Raw genomic sequence first — 16010 nt, 5'->3', positions numbered from 1 at the left:
TTTCATGGAACATGCAACAGGACGTACAGTATGCCGTCACTTAATATTAAGCAGAGCAAAAATACGGAGTTTACTGGTTTTCCGTTGCCCCACTCTCAGAGTAATGAAATCGATTTATTAAAGCTGATTGATATTTTATGGCAGGCTAAAAAACGTATTATTGCGTGTACGCTCGCGTTTGCGTGCGTGGGATTATTCGTCACGTTCTTTTTGCCGCAGCGCTGGACCAGTGAAGCCGTGGTGACGCCTGCCGAATCAATCCAGTGGCAGGATCTGCAGAGAACGCTGACGGGATTACGTGTTCTGGACCTTGATATCAAAGTCGATCGTAGTCACACCTTCAATCTCTTTATCAAGAAATTTCAGTCGTCTTCACTACTGGAGCAATATTTACGCTCATCTCCATATGTAATGGATCAATTAAAAGGCGCGGAAATCAATGAACTGGAATTGCATCGGGCCATCGTCGCGCTGAGTGAAAAGATGAACGCGGTGGACAGCAATGCCGGAAAGAAAAATGAAACGGCGCTGTATACGTCCTGGGTGTTGAGTTTTACGGCCCCGGTCAAAGAAGAGGCACAGCAGGTTCTGGCGGGGTATATCCGGTTTATTGCTGATATTGTGGTGCAGAATTCGCTGGAAAATATCCGCAATCAGCTGGAGGTCAAAACACGTTTTGAGAAAGAACGTCTGGCACTGGACCGCGTGAAACTTAAAAATCAACTGGATACAAATATTAAACGACTCAATTATTCACTGGAGATTGCCAATGCAGCCGGAATTAAAAAACCGGTTTACAGCAATGGCCAGGCGGTGAAAGACGATCCTGATTTTTCTATTTCTCTGGGCGCCGATGGGATCCAGCGAAAGCTGGAAATTGAAAAATCGGTAACGGATGTGGCTGAACTGAATGCTGAATTAAAAAACCGGCAGTATTATGTTGAGCAACTGGAATCCGTCAATATCCACGACGTGAAGTTCTCGCCGTTCAAATACCAGCTTGAGCCATCATTACCGGTGAAAAAACAGGGGCCGGGTAGAACGATCGTGGTCGTGTTGGCGGCAATCATGGGAGGAATCGTGGCCTGTGCTGGCGTGCTTCTCCAGCATGCGATGGTCGCGCGTAAAATGGATGACGCCACTGTCAAAGAACGTCTGGTCTGACAGACGGCCGGAAGGTTCAGCACCTTCCGGCGATCGATTAACGACGGCCCAGCGGCACCACCAGCGGTGTGTCCGCCACTGGATCGTCGATAATCATGCAGCGTAACCCATAGATTTTCTCAATCAATTCCGCCGTGACGATCTCCTTTGGTGCCCCCTCAGCGACTATTTTTCCTTCCCGCAACGCGATCAAATGGGTGGCGTAGCGGCAGGCCTGGTTGAGGTCATGCAGCACGGCGGCGAGGGTATAGCCTTTCTCGCGGTTCAGTTCGCTCAGTAATTCCAGCAGATCAATCTGATGGCTGATATCAAGCCAGGTAGTCGGTTCATCGAGCAGCATGATCGACGTTTCCTGCGCCAGCACCATCGCTATCCATGCGCGCTGGCGCTGACCACCGGACAGCGTATCCACGCTTTGACCGGCCAGATGCGTAATGCCGGTGGCGCGCATTGCCTGCGTCACGGCATCTTCATCTTCTTTACGCCAGCGAGTAAAAAGCGGTTGATGCGGATAGCGTCCGCGCGCCACCAGTTCCTGCACGGTGATATCGCCCGGCGTCGTGGCATTTTGCGCCAGCAGGCCGATGCGCCGGGCCACTTCTTTACTCGGGTAACGTTGGATAGGCTCGCCGTCCAGCCAGACGTGACCGTTTGTCGGCGTCATCAGCCGACTGAGGGTCCGCAAGAGCGTCGATTTCCCGCAGCCGTTTGGCCCGATAATGGCCGTGAAATGGCCATCGGGAATGGTGACGTTAAGGTCTTCGGCAACGGTGAATTTTCCATAACCCAGCGTTAACTGGTCGCCACGCAAACGGGCTACTGATTCGGTCATTTTTTGCGGGACTCCTGAATTAACAAGGCGATAAGGTAAATACCGCCGATGCTCACGGTGACCACACCCACCGGAAGCTGATAAGGCATAAACAGTTGCTGCGCGCACAGATCGGCCGCCAGCAGTAATAGCGCGCCGCAGAGTGCGGCCTGGGTTAATCCCCAACGCGCGGTGCCGCTCAGGCGACGGGCGATATGTGGCGCAACCAGCGCGATAAAGGAAATGGGGCCGGCCAGTGCGGTGGCTGCCGCGGTTAATGCCACGGCGACCAGCATCATGGCGAGTCGCGAGCGCTCCACGCTGACGCCCAGCGCGCAGGCGCTGTCATCACCCATCTCCAGCAGACGCATGCGGCGCACCAGCAGTCCGGCACCTACCAGCATGAGGATAATGATCGGTGCGGAAGGCCAGGTTTTCGCCCAGGTCAGGCCGTTAAGCGACCCGGCGTTCCACAATCCGGCGGTCAGTGCAGTGTCCAGCGAAGCCTTCAACAACAGCCAGGTGTTAAACGCAAACAGCATGGCGCGAATGCCGATGCCGATAATGATCAGGCGGAAGGTTTCAATACCGTTGCGCCAGGCCAGCAGCCAGACTACCAGCGACGTCAGAATACCGCCGGCCATCGCCGCCAGCGCGATAGCGGTCAGATGCTGACCAAACAGCACCATTGCGACCAGTACGCCGCTCCAGGCTCCGGTATTAAAGCCCATCACGTCCGGGCTGCCGAGCGGGTTGCGCATCAGGGACTGAAAAATCGCGCCGCTGACGCCGAGTGCCGCGCCAATCAGCAGCGCCATCAACACGCGCGGCAGGCGCCATTCGGTCACGACCATCGTCAGACTGCGCGGCGCATCGCCGGTTAAGGCGGCAATAATTTGAGGAATTTCCAGCGGCAAGGCACCGCTACGCAGGCCCCAGAGAGCGAAGAACAGGCAGCCGACCGTCAGTAACAGGCACGCGATCAGCAGGCGACGCGATACGTACATCATGCGGCACCTCGCGGACGACGACGAACCAGAAAGATCAGCACCGGGGCGCCAATAAAGGCGCTCACTACCGACACGCGCAGCTCGCCGGGAACAATCAGGCGGCCAATGATATCGGCAAAAAGCAGCAGAACAGGAGTGGCGATCAGCGTCACGGGGAGCGACCAGCGGTGATCGGCGCCGACCAGCCAGCGCGACATGTGCGGCATCATCAGGCCGATAAACGCAATCGGTCCGACAATCGCCGTGGCGCTGCCGCATAAGACAGTGATGGCTAGCAGGCCGATGAGCTGCGTGCGTGCGACTTTGCTGCCAAGCGCCGTGGCGGTATCACTTCCCAGACTCAGGCTGTTCAGCGCCCGGCTGAGCATCAGCGCAGTAGCACCGGCAATCAGTACCGGCACAATAACCACTTTGAGCGTTTGGAGGTTGCGGATATCCAGTGAACCGGCCTGCCAGTAGCGAAGACTATCGTAGACGTCCGGGTTTAACAGGGAGATACCGCTGGTGAGACCTTCCAGAACGGCGGCGAGCGCAACGCCCGCCAGCGTCAGGCGCACCGGACTTAACTGACCGCCGCCCTGGCTGCCGGTAAATGCCACAACCAGCGATGCCACCAGCGCGCCGATAAAGGCCATCACCAGTTGTTCCTGCGGTGTGGAAAAGCCGAACAGCGCCGCGCCCAACACAATGGCAAAACTGGCTCCGGCGTTCACGCCAAGCAGACCCGGGTCGGCCAGCGGATTACGGGTGAGCGTTTGCATCAACGCGCCAGCAAGTCCCAACGCACCGCCCGCCAGCAGTCCCGCCAGCGTTCGCGGCAGACGGGCATCCAGCACGATAGTGCAATCAGCACTTTGACAGGTACCGGTGAGCGCTTGTGCAACCACGGAGATGGGCAAGGATTTTGCGCCGATGATCAGACTTAATGCCGTGGCGATAACCAGTAATAACAACAATCCGGGCACGGCAATGGCACGCGTCACGGAAACAGAACATGACATATCAACTTCCCTGATAATGATAGTAATTATCGTTATCGATCTTATTTGATTATGTTAGCATGTGCAGCCATTGAATGGATAATGAAAAAAAGATCGCATTAAGGCGTTGTAATGAATCGACAATCCTGGCTGCTCAACCTCAGTTTGCTGAAGACACACCCGGCATTTCGCGCTGTCTTCCTCGCCCGTTTTATCTCTATTGTCTCGCTCGGACTGCTCGGCGTTGCGGTTCCCGTACAGATCCAGATGATGACGCATTCCACCTGGCAGGTGGGTCTCTCGGTGACGCTGACCGGCAGCGCGATGTTTGTCGGGCTAATGGTAGGCGGCGTACTGGCCGATCGCTATGAACGCAAAAAAGTGATCCTGCTGGCACGCGGCACCTGCGGCATTGGCTTCATCGGCCTGTGTCTGAACGCGATGCTGCCAGAACCCTCACTGATCGCCATTTATCTGCTGGGCCTGTGGGACGGCTTTTTTGCCTCACTGGGCGTGACGGCATTGCTGGCGGCGACGCCTGCGCTGGTAGGACGTGAAAATCTGATGCAGGCAGGGGCAATTACCATGCTGACCGTACGTCTGGGCTCGGTGATTTCGCCTATGCTGGGCGGACTGCTGCTCGCCACCGGTGGCGTGGTCTGGAACTACGGTCTGGCGGCGGCGGGCACTTTTATCACCTTACTGCCGCTGTTGAGCCTTCCGACGCTGCCGCCTCCACCACAGCAACGTGAACATCCGCTGAAATCGCTGCTGGCGGCGTTTCGCTTCCTGCTTGCCAGTCCGCTGATCGGCGGCATTGCGCTGCTTGGCGGTCTGCTGACGATGGCAAGCGCCGTGCGCGTGCTCTATCCGGCGCTGGCAATTAACTGGCAGATGTCGGCGGCGCAGATTGGCATGTTGTACGCCGCTATTCCGCTCGGGGCGGCGATTGGCGCACTCACCAGCGGGCAACTGGCGCACAGCGTGCGTCCGGGATTGATCATGCTGGCCTCGAGCGTGGGGGCGTTTCTGGCGATTGGGGTGTTTGCCCTGATGCCTGTCTGGGGGTTAGGAGTGGTCTGTCTGGCGCTGTTCGGCTGGCTGAGCGCCATCAGCTCGCTGTTGCAGTACACGATGCTGCAAACGCAGACGCCGGAAAATATGTTAGGGCGCATCAACGGTCTGTGGACAGCGCAGAACGTCACGGGAGATGCCATCGGTGCGGCATTGTTAGGCGGTCTGGGAGCCGTCATGACGCCGGTGGCTTCGGCGAGCGTTAGCGGTTTCGGCCTGGTCATTGTGGGACTGCTACTACTGCTGTTGCTCAGTGAGTTACGTCGATTCCGGCAGACGCCGCCGGAACCGGCATAATGTGAGGCAGGCCAGATAAGGCGTTAACCGCTATCCGGCAATGGCGATTAAAACAGCGTGGAGAGACGATCGAGCACTCGCATCGCGCTGTAATAATCAAGGCGGAAAGATTCGGTGCCCAGGGCGTAAACGCGCTTGTTCTGTACCGCCGGCAGATGCGCCAGCAGTGGGTTGGCGTAAATTGCCTGCTCGTCTTTCTCGTCACCGGCAAACAGGAACAGCGCTTCGCCGTTCAGTCCGGCCGCCAGATTCTCACCACCAAGCTGAATGATATCGTGACGTTTCCCCTGGCTTTGGCTGGCCTGCAATCCGCCAGGCAACGTTGCCAGCGTAAAGCCGAGTTGTTCCAACATTTGTCCCTGCGCGGACTCTGGCGTCCACAGGTTGGCTCTGTGGGCCGCAGCGGTGTAAACCAGCGCGCTCACCGGTTGCGGCGGCAGCACCAACTGCTGTTTAACGACGGTCAGTTGCTTATCGAATTCCGCAATACGCGCGGCGGCCTGTTTCTCCTGGCCGGTGATGTCGCCCAACTGCGTCAGCAGCGACTGCCAGCTTTTATCGTCGTAATTAATGATAAGCGTCGGGGCGATAGGGGAGAGCTGATCGTACAGGGCCAGCGCGGAGTCGCCGCCGGTCGCGCTAATCAGAATGAGATCGGGCATCTGCGCAGCCACGGCTTCGGCGTTCGGCTCGCCGATATAAAGGCGGGTCAGTTTGCGTGCTTTTGCCACGTCGCCCCACTGACGCAAAAATCCCTGATCGTCAGCCACGCGATTGTTTGGCGTCGTTGCCCCGCTGGCGATCACCGGCGCATCAATCGCCAGCAATGAACCAGTGAGCGTGACGCTGGTAGAGACGATGCGTTCAGGTTTGTGTTCCAGCGTGTGGCTGCCGCGAACGTCAGTCACCTGACGCGGCCATTCCGCGGCGTGGGCTGAGGAGAATCCGAAAACGAAGAGCGTAACGAGCAGGCCGGGCAGAGAAGGCAGTCTCACAAATCAGTTCCTGTGCTGAGTTATTAATGCTTCTCATTTTCATTATTAAGCGTAAGGGATGCAAGCGTTAGTCGCACTTTGTGCTACCTCAAGAGTTGACATGTCGCCTGTTTGCTTTTAGGTTAGCGCCCGAAAATATAAATGATAATCATTATTAAAACCTTTATCATTTTTGGAGGATGATATGGATACGTCTTTGGCCGAGGAAGTTCAGCAGACTATGGCAACACTTGCACCCCATCGCTTTTTCTTTATGTCGCCGTATCGGAGCTTTACGACGTCAGGATGCTTCGCCCGCTTCGATGAACCTGCCGTGAACGGCGATTCGCCAGACAGCCCCTTCCAACAAAAATTACAAAAAATGTTCGCCGATGCCAAAGCGCAGGGTATCGCAAACCCGGTCATGGTGGGGGCTATTCCGTTTGACACCCGTCAGCCATCGTCACTGTTTATTCCCCAATGCTGGCAGTCCTTTTCTCGCCAGGAAAAACAACAGTCATCACGTTACTTCACCGACCATCAGGCGCTGAACGTTACGGCGCGCAAAGCGATCCCCGAGCAGGAGACGTTTGAAGAGATGGTCGCGCGCGCTGCCGCGCTGACGGCGACGCCGGAAGTCGACAAGGTGGTGCTGTCGCGACTGATTGATATCACCACCGATGCCGAGATCGACAGCGGTGCGCTGCTTGAGCGTCTGGTGGCGCAAAACCCGGTTAGTTACAACTTCCATGTCCCGTTGCACGATGGTGGCGTTTTGCTCGGCGCGAGCCCGGAACTGCTGCTGCGCAAAGAGGGCGATTGCTTTAGTTCTCTGCCGCTGGCGGGCTCCGCGCGCCGTCAGCCTGATGATGTGTTGGACCGGGAAGCCGGAAACCGTCTACTGGCCTCTGAGAAAGATCGCCATGAACACGAGCTGGTTACGCAGGCGATGAAAACCGTGCTGCGCGGTCGCAGCCAGAGTCTGCAACTGCCGTCTTCTCCGCAGCTCATCACCACGCCAACGCTCTGGCACCTCGGCACACCGTTTGAAGGCAAAGCCAATGCCGGAGAAAACGCCCTGACGCTGGCCTGTCTGCTGCACCCGACGCCTGCGCTGAGCGGCTTCCCGCATCAGGCGGCGAAACAGTTGATTGCTGAACTGGAGCCGTTCGATCGCGAACTGTTTGGCGGCATCGTCGGCTGGTGCGACGCCGAAGGCAACGGTGAATGGGTGGTGACCATCCGCTGTGCGACGTTACGTAAAAACCAGGTCCGCCTGTTTGCGGGCGCAGGGATCGTCCCGGCCTCTTCACCGGTGGGAGAGTGGCGTGAAACCGGCGTCAAACTTTCCACCATGTTGAACGTTTTTGGATTGCATTAAGGAGCGATGATGAACATCCCTTTCACCCGGTGGCCTGACGAATTTGCCCGTCGTTACCGTGAAAAAGGTTACTGGCAGGATCTGCCGCTAACGGACATTTTGACCCGCCATGCGGAAAACGACCATATGGCGGTCATCGAAGGCGAGCGTCAGTTGAGCTACCGTGAACTGAACCAGGCAGCGGACAACCTCGCCTGTACGCTGCGCCGCCAGGGGATCAAACCCGGTGAAACCGCGCTGGTGCAGTTGGGCAATGTGGTGGAGTTGTACATCACGTTCTTTGCGCTGTTGAAGCTTGGCGTCGCGCCCGTTCTCGCCCTGTTCAGCCATCAACGCACAGAACTTACCGCGTATGCGACGCAAATCGAACCCGCGCTGCTGATTGCCGATCGTCAGCACGCGCTGTTTGCCGACAATGATTTTCTGAACGCCTTCATTACTCAACATAAGACTATTCGGGTGGTGCATCTGCTCAATGACAGCGGTGAGCACTGCCTGCAAGCGGCGATAAATCAACCGGCAGACGCGTTTGTCGCCACGCCGTCGCCCGCGGATGAAGTGGCCTACTTCCAGCTTTCCGGCGGCACGACCGGGACGCCGAAGCTTATCCCGCGAACCCACAACGACTACTACTACAGCGTACGCCGCAGTAATGAAATCTGTCACTTCACTGCCGATACGCGTTTTTTATGTGCGATCCCTGCTGCGCATAACTACGCCATGAGTTCTCCCGGCTCGCTGGGGGTATTTCTCGCCGGTGGCACCGTGGTACTGGCAGCGGATCCGAGCGCCACGCTGTGCTTCCCGCTGATTGAAAAACATCAGATTAACGCGACGGCGCTGGTGCCGCCTGCGGTCAGCCTGTGGTTACAGGCGATTAACGAGTGGGGCAGTAACGCGCAACTGGCTTCGCTGACGCTGTTGCAGGTTGGCGGTGCGCGTCTGTCAGCCTCGCTGGCGGCGCGGATCCCGGCCGAAATTGGCTGCCAGCTGCAGCAGGTCTTCGGCATGGCGGAAGGCTTAGTGAACTACACCCGTCTCGACGACAGCCTGGAGCGGATCGTTAATACCCAGGGGTGTCCGATGTGTCCGGATGATGAAGTGTGGGTGGCGGATGCCGATGGCAACCCATTGCCGCAGGGAGAAATCGGGCGGCTGATGACGCGCGGCCCGTACACCTTTCGTGGCTACTACAAGAGCCCGCAGCATAACGCCAGCGCCTTTGACGCCAACGGTTTCTACTGCTCAGGCGATCTTATCTCTATCGACGAGGATGGCTACATCACCGTGCAGGGACGGGAGAAAGATCAGATCAACCGTGGCGGCGAGAAGATCGCAGCCGAAGAGATAGAAAACCTGTTACTGCGTCATCAGGCGGTGATCCATGCGGCGCTGGTGAGTATGGAAGATGAACTGATGGGTGAGAAAAGCTGCGCGTATCTGGTGGTAAAAGAACCGCTACGCGCGGTACAGGTGCGCCGTTTCCTGCGTGAGCAGGGCGTTGCTGAATTCAAGTTACCGGACCGGGTGGAAACCGTTGAGGCGCTGCCTCTGACCCCGGTCGGGAAAGTCGATAAAAAACAATTACGTCAGTGGCTGGCAACACGTTCGGCCTGAAGGAGAACACGCAATGGCAATTCCTAAACTGCAGGCTTACGCGCTGCCAACCGCGCTTGATGTTCCGGTTAATAAAGTCAACTGGGCGTTTGACCCGGAGCGTGCGGCGCTGCTGATCCACGATATGCAGGACTACTTCGTCAGCTTTTGGGGTGAAAACTGTCCGATGATGGCGCAGGTGATCGCCAATATCGCCGCCCTGCGCAGTTACTGTAAAGCGCACAACATTCCGGTTTATTACACCGCGCAGCCGAAGGATCAAAGCGACGAAGATCGCGCCCTGCTTAACGACATGTGGGGACCGGGACTCACGCGCTCGCCGGAGCAGCAAAAAGTGGTCGCCGCGCTGGCACCCGATGAAGCTGATAACGTGCTGGTGAAATGGCGCTACAGCGCCTTTCACCGTTCCCCGCTTGAACTGATGCTGAAAGAGACCGGACGCAACCAGTTGATTATCACCGGGGTGTATGCGCACATCGGCTGCATGACCACGGCGACGGACGCCTTTATGCGCGATATCAAGCCGTTTATGGTGGCGGATGCGCTGGCTGATTTCAGCCGTGAGGAGCACCTCATGTCGCTGAAGTATGTTGCAGGACGTTCAGGTCGCGTCGTGATGACTCAGGAGCTACTGCCCTCGCCGGTACCGGCCAGCAAAGATGAACTGCGGGCGCAGATTTTACCGCTGCTTGATGAGTCTGATGAGCCGATGGATGATGAGAACCTGATCGACTACGGTCTGGACTCTGTGCGGATGATGGCGCTGGCGGCGCGCTGGCGTAAAGTGCATGGCGATATCGACTTTGTGATGCTGGCGAAAAATCCGACCATTGATGCCTGGTGGGCACTGCTTTCCCGTGAGGTGTGTTAATGGCCGGATTCGATTTTCGCGGCAAAACGGTGTGGGTCACTGGCGCGGGTAAAGGCATTGGTTACGCAACGGCGCTGGCGTTTGTCGAGGCCGGGGCGCAGGTCACGGGCTTCGATCGTGAGTTCGCTTTGCAGGATTATCCGTTTACCACTGAAGTGATGGATGTGGCAGACGCCGGACAGGTGGCTGAGGTATGCCAGCGCGTGCTGGCGCACACCGAACGGCTGGATGTGCTGGTAAACGCTGCCGGGATTTTACGTATGGGCGCAACTGACGCGCTGAGCCCGCATGACTGGCAGCAGACGTTTGCGGTTAACGTCGGCGGCGCCTTTAATCTGTTCCAGCAGACAATGGCGCAATTTCGCCGTCAGCAGGGCGGGGCGATAGTGACTGTGGCTTCTGATGCCGCCCATACGCCACGCATCGGCATGAGCGCCTATGGCGCGTCGAAGGCAGCACTGAAAAGTCTGGCGCTGACCGTCGGGCTGGAGCTGGCGGGCAGCGGGGTACGCTGTAATCTGGTGTCACCCGGCTCCACGGATACCGACATGCAGCGCACGCTGTGGGTCAGTGATGACGCGGAACAGCAGCGTATTCGCGGCTTTGGTGAGCAGTTCAAGCTCGGTATTCCGCTGGGCAAGATTGCCCGGCCTCAGGAAATCGCCAACACTATTCTGTTCCTCGCTTCCGATCTGGCCAGCCACATTACGTTGCAGGATATCGTAGTGGACGGCGGCTCCACGTTGGGAGCGTAACGATGATCTGGAAACGTCACTTAACGCTCGACGAACTGAACGCCACCAGCCAGAACACGATGGTGGCGCATCTGGGCATTGTCTACACCCGACTCGGTGATGACGTGCTGGAGGCGGAAATGCCGGTGGATACCCGCACGCATCAGCCGTTTGGTTTACTGCACGGCGGGGCTTCGGCGGCGTTGGCCGAAACGTTAGGTTCAATGGCAGGTTATCTGATGACTCGCGACGGGCAGTGCGTCGTCGGGACAGAACTGAATGCCACTCATCACCGGGCGGTTTCGCAGGGCAAGGTGCGCGGAGTCTGTCAGCCGCTGCATCTGGGGCGGCAAAGCCAGAGCTGGGAAATCGCGGTGTTTGATGAACAAGGTCGGCGGTGCTGTACCTGCCGACTGGGAACGATGGTACTGGGCTGAGCGCGCGTAATGTCATGAGATTGCAGCGTTAGCTGGTGAATGAAGTGATCCAGTTAACAATGCAATGTAAATAGTCGGTGATACTTCAGGTTTATTGGGTTGTCAGGTTGTTAAAGCCAGAAAAGATGTTATAGAAACAAAATGTAACATCTCTATTCTCTGGAACACGCAAACGGATAACAACCATGAATAAATCAGGGAAATACCTCATCTGGACAGTGCTCTCGGTAATGGGTGCATTTGCTCTGGGCTATATTGCGCTAAACCGTGGGGAACAGATCAACGCGCTGTGGATAGTCGTGGCGTCGGTCTGTGTTTATCTCATCGCCTATCGTTTCTACGGTCTGTACATTGCCAAAAATGTGCTGGCGGTTGACCCGACGCGTATGACGCCTGCGGTACGCCATAACGACGGGCTTGACTATGTGCCCACCGACAAGAAAGTGTTGTTCGGTCACCATTTTGCGGCGATTGCCGGCGCGGGTCCGTTAGTCGGACCGGTACTGGCGGCACAAATGGGTTATCTGCCGGGCATGATCTGGCTGCTGGCCGGCGTGGTCTTAGCCGGGGCGGTTCAGGATTTCATGGTGCTCTTTGTTTCAACCCGTCGCGATGGCCGCTCGCTGGGTGAACTGGTCAAAGAAGAGATGGGGCCAACCGCAGGGGTAATTGCGCTGGTGGCCTGTTTCATGATCATGGTGATTATCCTCGCGGTGCTGGCGATGATCGTGGTGAAAGCGCTGACCCACAGTCCGTGGGGAACCTACACCGTCGCGTTCACCATCCCGTTGGCGATCTTTATGGGGATCTATCTGCGCTACCTGCGTCCGGGGCGTATCGGCGAAGTGTCGGTTATCGGTCTGGTGTTCCTCGTTTTTGCCATTATTTCCGGCGGCTGGGTCGCGGAAAGTCCAACCTGGGCACCGTACTTTGACTTCACCGGCGTCCAGTTAACCTGGATGCTGGTGGGCTATGGTTTCGTGGCGGCGGTACTGCCGGTGTGGCTGCTGCTGGCTCCGCGCGACTACCTCTCTACGTTCCTGAAAATCGGTACGATTGTCGGTCTGGCGGTGGGTATTTTGATCATGCGCCCGACGCTGACGATGCCTGCGCTGACTAAATTTGTCGATGGTACCGGACCGGTGTGGACGGGTAACCTGTTCCCGTTCCTGTTTATCACCATCGCTTGTGGCGCCGTTTCGGGTTTCCACGCGCTGATCTCCTCCGGGACTACGCCGAAGATGCTGGCGAACGAAGGCCAGGCCTGCTTTATCGGCTACGGCGGGATGTTGATGGAATCGTTCGTCGCCATCATGGCGCTGGTGTCTGCCTGTATCATCGATCCGGGCGTCTATTTTGCCATGAACAGCCCAATGGCCGTGCTGGCTCCTGCCGGCACCACTGACGTGGTGGCTTCTGCCGCTCAGGTGGTTAGCAGTTGGGGCTTTGCCATTACGCCGGATACGCTGCATCAGATTGCCAACGAAGTGGGTGAGCAGTCGATTATCTCTCGTGCGGGTGGTGCGCCAACGCTGGCGGTGGGGATGGCCTATATCCTGCACGGCGCGTTGGGCGGCATGATGGATGTCGCCTTCTGGTATCACTTCGCCATTCTGTTCGAAGCGCTGTTTATTCTGACGGCGGTCGATGCGGGGACGCGTGCGGCGCGCTTTATGCTTCAGGACCTGCTGGGCGTGGTATCTCCTGGCCTTAAACGTACGGACTCATTGCCTGCCAACCTGCTGGCGACCGCATTGTGCGTGCTGGCGTGGGGTTACTTCCTGCATCAGGGCGTGGTGGATCCATTAGGCGGCATTAATACCCTGTGGCCGCTGTTTGGTATCGCCAACCAGATGCTGGCGGGTATGGCACTGATGCTCTGTGCGGTTGTCCTGTTCAAGATGAAACGTCAGCGTTATGCGTGGGTGGCACTGGTGCCGACCGCATGGCTGCTGATTTGTACTCTGACGGCGGGCTGGCAGAAATCGTTCAGTCCGGATACAAAAGTGGGCTTCCTGGCGATTGCCAATAAGTTCCAGGCGATGATCGACAGCGGTAATATCCCGCCGCAGTACACCGAATCGCAGCTGGCGCAACTGGTGTTTAACAACCGTCTGGATGCGGGCCTGACTATCTTCTTCATGGTGGTGGTCGTGGTGTTGGCGCTATTCTCCATTAAGACGGCGCTTGCCGCACTTAAAGAGGACAAACCAACGGCGAAAGAGACGCCGTATGAGCCGATGCCGGAAAATGTGGAAGAGATCGTTGCGCAGGCCAAAGGCGCGCATTAACGTGTAATCAATCCCCCTCTTCCTGCCGGGAGAGGGGTTTTCTGACAGGTGGTAACGATGTTTGATACGCTTTCGAAAGCCGGGAAATATCTGGGCCAGGCCGCGAAACTGATGATCGGTGTGCCTGACTATGACAACTACGTTGAGCATATGCGGATGACCCATCCGGATCAGACGCCAATGACCTACGAGGAGTTTTTCCGCGAGCGGCAGGATGCTCGCTATGGCGGAAAAGGTGGGGCGCGCTGCTGTTGAGTGTGAGAAAATTCGGGCCGGATAAGCGCGTCATCCGGCACAAGCCGATTATTTTACCGTCCAGGCTTTTGAAAACCGCCGACTGGCAAACAGTTCCTGAAGACCGTTGATCTGTTTCAGGCGCAAGACTTCATCCTCGTCCATCCCCAGTTCTTTACCGATTTTTTCGTCCCCCCATCCCAGCAACGCCAGTTCACGCACGATTTCAGACATCGCGTGGATCTGATGCCGTCCACGGGCGCGGTTATGGCGAATGGTCGCTGCCATGCGGTCGTGGCGACTTCCCTCCAGACAGGTAATAGGTAAATAGCCTTTGAGACGGGACCTGAGCGAAGCTTTGCCTTTCCCCAGTTCATGACGATGAAAGCCATCGACTATCTCGTACTCCTCCGCGCTGGACTGGGTGACAACAATAGGCTGGGTAAATCCATCCGTCTCGATGGATTTCAGCAGTAGCTTTTTCTCCGGCGGAGCAACGTTATTGGGGTTGTAATCGTTAGGTGAAATGTGCTCGTTTTTTATCCACAGTACACAATCAACCGGTTCGTCACGAAACGGACTGACGCTGTGAATCGCCATTCTGAAATCATTGATAGCCTTGATTTTTTCTTCTTCAGACAGGCCAGAGAGAAAGCCAATGAGATCCTGTGTCAATCGTTGTTGCATAAAATTCCCCACTCCTTGCGTCTCGCTTTCATGCGTTCGCTATAACGCTGGTAACTTTTCGGTTTGGTTGGACTGAAAGAGAGTGCCCGGCACCAGTAATCATTGTTCAGTAGCACTTTGCAGATGCGTCGCCAGGAGGGGATATCTTTCGAACCAATATCGCCAGGCTGCGTTTGCGGGATCTCGCCGAGGCCGTTTTTCTTGTACCACTGTAAATAGACGGCGATCTTGTTACGGTAATGCTCAGCGGTGTTATCCGGCATGCTGAGCAGTAACATCATGGCGTAATCCTGCCAGCTCAAATGGTCGGGCTTGAGTATTTTTCGATGGCCATAGAAGTGATTATCCTGCCCTGCGTAGATCCCACCGCTTCTGACGCCACTGACACGTGCGCACATTGCCGCCCACCTTTCGGGTTCAACAACGTGATAGAGCCATAATCCCTGACGCTGTTCGGGACCAAATGGTTCGCAAATGCGCATGTAACGGGCCGGGACACCGGCCTGATACATCAGATTGTAGAGCGGATTACAGGGCAGATTCGTGCGAGCAAACCAGGTCCAGATATCGGCCGTTTTCCAGTCATACAGCGGATAGATGTACCAGGTATGTCCACCAGGTGCGGCGGTCGTCCAGGGTTTGTCATCGGCAAAACGCTGTTTGCGTAAACTGGCGATCGCCACAAAACGGTTGTAAGACTCATCCGCCCGGATGCCTATCATCATGGCCGCCGGGCGTTTATTCGAAAACCAGTCGGCAAATTCACGCACGAAGTGTTCGAAGGTCATGCCGGGTTGATAAAAGGAAAAATAGCCCGGATCGGTGATAGCGTCTGGCGGCGGCTGGCGAACCCACTGGGTATCGGGTTCCCAGCACTGCCATTCAGGTTGAAACTGAGACAGTGAGTTTTGGGTGGTAAGCGAAAGGGCAACCCAATAGAAATGGTCGATGACATCGGCATACATTTCGCGCAAGGCGCTAATATAACTAATGGTACAGGAAAATTGCGCTTCCCAGTCAATGAACAATACGCTGATTTTTTTGTGTCGCTTACGTGCAAGATTTGCCGTCAGATGCAACATCAGTCCGGAATCTTTGCCACCGGAAAAGGAAACACACACGCGGGGAAGATTTTCGAGAGTCCAGATGATGCGTTCTTCAGCGGCTTCCAGAACATTTTGGTTTAATGATATTTTATAAACAGACATGCATCGCTTATCCTTAAACGTTAAAGTCGTACGTCTGGAATAGATATCCCTCTATAATATAAGTCTTTTTTGTATGTGCGCAATGGTTAAATAAATTCAACAAGTTAATTAATTCATAATTAATATATTAATTATGAATATATTGTAATTGATATCAAAAGTCCGCTATGTGAGTCGACGTGGTTAACAAAAGGGGTTTATACAAAAGAAAATTTCTTTATGCCGTGTTTACGTTGCGAG

At 56.1% G+C, this 16010-nt stretch carries 15 protein-coding genes; 9 read left to right on the top strand and 6 right to left on the bottom strand.

Annotation, left to right across the window (positions count from 1 at the left end):
• Positions 1 to 30: 30 nt before the first annotated feature.
• Positions 31 to 1164, top strand: a complete 1134-nt coding sequence (gene wzz(fepE), locus QQZ17_RS25930; protein ID WP_152405539.1) for an LPS O-antigen length regulator Wzz(fepE) — start codon at positions 31 to 33, stop codon at positions 1162 to 1164.
• 37 nt (positions 1165 to 1201) lie between these two features.
• Here wzz(fepE) and fepC read toward each other — a convergent pair whose 3' ends face one another.
• Genes fepC through fepD form a run of 3 tightly spaced genes read right to left on the bottom strand, consistent with a single transcriptional unit; the run spans position 1202 to position 3986 of the window.
• Positions 1202 to 1996 (bottom strand): iron-enterobactin ABC transporter ATP-binding protein, encoded by a 795-nt coding sequence (gene fepC / locus QQZ17_RS25925; RefSeq protein WP_152405538.1) that lies wholly within the window; start codon positions 1994 to 1996, stop codon positions 1202 to 1204.
• Positions 1993 to 2985, bottom strand: coding sequence for an iron-enterobactin ABC transporter permease (gene fepG, locus QQZ17_RS25920; protein ID WP_152405537.1), 993 nt, complete (start codon positions 2983 to 2985; stop codon positions 1993 to 1995). The genes fepC and fepG overlap by 4 nt, the downstream gene beginning before the upstream one ends.
• The gene (fepD, locus tag QQZ17_RS25915; protein WP_152405536.1) at positions 2982 to 3986 is read right to left on the bottom strand and encodes a Fe(3+)-siderophore ABC transporter permease; all 1005 of its coding nucleotides are present in this window, start codon (positions 3984 to 3986) and stop codon (positions 2982 to 2984) included. The genes fepG and fepD overlap by 4 nt, the downstream gene beginning before the upstream one ends.
• A gap of 111 nt (positions 3987 to 4097) precedes the next feature.
• Between fepD and entS the strand changes: the two genes are divergently transcribed.
• Positions 4098 to 5336, top strand: coding sequence for an enterobactin transporter EntS (gene entS / locus QQZ17_RS25910; RefSeq protein WP_152405535.1), 1239 nt, complete (start codon positions 4098 to 4100; stop codon positions 5334 to 5336).
• A 47-nt stretch (positions 5337 to 5383) separates the two neighbouring features.
• Here entS and fepB read toward each other — a convergent pair whose 3' ends face one another.
• Entirely contained in the window at positions 5384 to 6325 is a 942-nt protein-coding gene (fepB, locus tag QQZ17_RS25905; RefSeq protein WP_152754347.1) for a Fe2+-enterobactin ABC transporter substrate-binding protein, read from the bottom strand.
• Between the two features lie 190 nt (positions 6326 to 6515).
• On the opposite strand from fepB, the gene entC reads away from it, so the two are divergent.
• The 7 genes from entC to QQZ17_RS25870 all read left to right on the top strand — a co-directional run bounded on the left by entC (position 6516) and on the right by QQZ17_RS25870 (position 13896).
• A complete protein-coding gene (gene entC, locus QQZ17_RS25900) occupies positions 6516 to 7691 on the top strand; it encodes an isochorismate synthase EntC (RefSeq protein ID WP_152405533.1) in 1176 nt (391 codons plus the stop codon).
• Positions 7692 to 7700: 9 nt separating this feature from the next.
• Entirely contained in the window at positions 7701 to 9308 is a 1608-nt protein-coding gene (entE, locus tag QQZ17_RS25895) for a (2,3-dihydroxybenzoyl)adenylate synthase EntE (RefSeq protein WP_152406376.1), read from the top strand.
• 13 nt (positions 9309 to 9321) lie between these two features.
• Positions 9322 to 10179, top strand: a complete 858-nt coding sequence (locus tag QQZ17_RS25890) for an isochorismatase family protein (RefSeq protein WP_152405532.1) — start codon at positions 9322 to 9324, stop codon at positions 10177 to 10179.
• A complete protein-coding gene (gene entA / locus QQZ17_RS25885; RefSeq protein ID WP_152405531.1) occupies positions 10179 to 10934 on the top strand; it encodes a 2,3-dihydro-2,3-dihydroxybenzoate dehydrogenase EntA in 756 nt (251 codons plus the stop codon). Before QQZ17_RS25890 ends, entA begins: the two co-directional genes overlap by 1 nt.
• A 2-nt stretch (positions 10935 to 10936) precedes the next feature.
• Complete coding sequence (gene entH, locus QQZ17_RS25880) at positions 10937 to 11350, top strand: proofreading thioesterase EntH (protein WP_152405530.1); 414 nt, start codon at positions 10937 to 10939, stop codon at positions 11348 to 11350.
• Between the two features lie 185 nt (positions 11351 to 11535).
• Positions 11536 to 13641: a pyruvate/proton symporter CstA gene (gene cstA, locus QQZ17_RS25875; protein WP_125368887.1), complete on the top strand. Its 2106-nt coding sequence runs from the start codon at positions 11536 to 11538 to the stop codon at positions 13639 to 13641.
• Positions 13642 to 13698: 57 nt separating this feature from the next.
• Entirely contained in the window at positions 13699 to 13896 is a 198-nt protein-coding gene (locus QQZ17_RS25870; RefSeq protein WP_042320768.1) for a YbdD/YjiX family protein, read from the top strand.
• A gap of 48 nt (positions 13897 to 13944) precedes the next feature.
• Here QQZ17_RS25870 and QQZ17_RS25865 read toward each other — a convergent pair whose 3' ends face one another.
• Positions 13945 to 14562: an IbrB-like domain-containing protein gene (locus QQZ17_RS25865; RefSeq protein ID WP_152405529.1), complete on the bottom strand. Its 618-nt coding sequence runs from the start codon at positions 14560 to 14562 to the stop codon at positions 13945 to 13947.
• Positions 14547 to 15770 carry a phosphoadenosine phosphosulfate reductase gene (locus tag QQZ17_RS25860; protein ID WP_152405528.1) on the bottom strand — a complete coding sequence of 408 codons (1224 nt, stop codon included), beginning with the start codon at positions 15768 to 15770 and terminating at the stop codon, positions 14547 to 14549. Before QQZ17_RS25860 ends, QQZ17_RS25865 begins: the two co-directional genes overlap by 16 nt.
• Positions 15771 to 16010 lie beyond the last annotated feature (240 nt).

Origin of the sequence: Citrobacter sp. T1.2D-1, assembly GCF_950098555.1 — a bacterium.
Lineage (GTDB): Bacteria > Pseudomonadota > Gammaproteobacteria > Enterobacterales > Enterobacteriaceae > Citrobacter_A > Citrobacter_A telavivensis.
The sequence above is the reverse complement of the archived record's forward strand: the minus strand, read 5'-3'. Positions and strand labels throughout refer to the sequence as shown.